The 1,561-nt window shown below is 70.1% G+C and carries 2 protein-coding genes; both read left to right on the top strand.

Annotation, left to right across the window (positions count from 1 at the left end):
- Positions 1-225: 225 nt before the first annotated feature.
- On the top strand, positions 226-954 hold the full coding sequence (locus AB0K37_RS42110) for a hypothetical protein (protein WP_363991838.1): 729 nt from the start codon (positions 226-228) through the stop codon (positions 952-954).
- 290 nt (positions 955-1,244) lie between these two features.
- A partial coding sequence (locus AB0K37_RS42105) for a hypothetical protein (protein ID WP_363991836.1) occupies positions 1,245-1,561 on the top strand: 317 nt, incomplete at its 3' end.

The raw sequence follows: 1,561 nt of genomic DNA, 5'->3' as shown, positions 1-1,561 counted from the left end.
ACCGACCAGACGGCCGACGAGGTGCAGGACGCGCTCGGCGCGGCGCTCGCCGACCCGCACGGCGTGCTGGTGCTGAAGGACCGCCGCGCCGGCCGTGACCAGAGTGGATCATCCCTGGGGATGAAGGCGCCGCCATGTCGGCGAGCGGTGTCCGCAGATGTATGAACGAGGAATGTCGGCTCCGGGCCGATCCGCGGGAAAGCGCTGTGCGGGCAGCCTGTGGGCATGTCGTCAACCCAACCTCCGGCACACGTCGTCTTCGCGTTCCCGGGACGGTGGCTCGCCGGGACATCACTGCTCTTCGGACCCGTCCTGCTGCTGTGCGGGGTGCTCCTCAGAGCGCGATTCCACTTCTTCTTCCCCGACCAACTGGCCGCCTACGACCGGCACCCGATGCTGATGACGGCGTCCTACAGCTGCTTCGCGGCCGGGACGGTGGCCCTAGGGCCGGCCGTCAGCGACCTGGCCCTGCGCATCGGCGCCGTCCGGCCGACGCCGGCGGCGTTCGGCGGCGGCCTCGTCCTGGTGGGGCTGTTCGCCCGCACGTTCCACGCCGGCGCGGACCATCTGGCCTTCGGGCTCGTCGACGCCCAGGGGCGGCCGTCGGCCACCGCGGCCGTGGCCGACTCCTATCAGGCGTTCCACATCTTCCAGTACACCTCGTTCGCGATCATGCTCGGCTGGCCCGTGCTGGCGTTCGGAGCCTGGCGCGCCGGCGTGCTCGGCCCGGTGCGCTGTCTCGGGCTGGCGCTCATGGCGGTCCTGCCGCTGGGGGTGCTGAAGGGGACGACGCCGTTGTCGATCGCGGGTGCGGCGGGCCTGTGCGCCGCGTTCGTGCCCCTCGGACTCGCGACCCTCCGGGAGGGGCCCCGCCCCACCCGCCGGTCGGCGGCCCGGTTCGGCGTCGCCGCCCTGGCGGCGGTGATCCTCGGCTTCGTTTCCTCCCTGGGATGAGGACGGAGGCGACTCGATCTGCGTAGGCGGGCGCCCCTTTCCGAACATATAGATGGACGCATCTCTCCTCCGGGGCTTTCAGGCGCGCGGGTTGACGAGGTCGAAGCGCGCGTGTCATCCTGGTTCCGGGATAGAGGTTGACAGTTCATATAGGCGTGGACAGCTCTCTGCATTTTGCTCTATGCTGCCCTTCCGCGCTCGCCTCGACGTCCCCTCCTTCCGCTTCGGCCGTGAAGTCGTCCGGCGTGCGCATCGCCAGTCCGCCGCGAGCCCTCGGAAGGACACACCTGTTGGCTGCCTCGCGCACCGCTTCCGCCGTACCCGCCGGTCCCCGCCGCGTCTCCTTCTCACGCATCCACGAGCCCCTCGAGGTTCCCGACCTGCTCGCCCTGCAGACCAACTCGTTCGACTGGCTGGTCGGCAACGAGCGCTGGAAGGCCCGGGTCGAGGCGGCTCGCCAGGCCGGGCGCAGGGACGTCCCGACGCAGTCGGGGCTGGAGGAGATCTTCCAGGAGATCAGTCCGATCGAGGACTTCTCCGGGACCATGTCCCTGTCGTTCCGGGATCACCGGTTCGAGCCTCCGAAGTACTCCGTGGAGGAGTGCAA

It is taken from the genome of Actinomadura sp. NPDC049753 (genome assembly GCF_040674655.1).
Classification (GTDB): domain Bacteria; phylum Actinomycetota; class Actinomycetes; order Streptosporangiales; family Streptosporangiaceae; genus Spirillospora; species Spirillospora verrucosospora.
Note: the sequence above shows the minus strand (reverse complement) of the source record. Positions and strands in the feature narration are given on the sequence as shown.

What these genes read in the sequence shown, in the direction of transcription:
- AB0K37_RS42110 (WP_363991838.1), top strand. Translation starts at nt 226, where the DNA reads ATGTCGTCAACCCAACCTCCGGCACACGTCGTCTTCGCGTTCCCGGGA.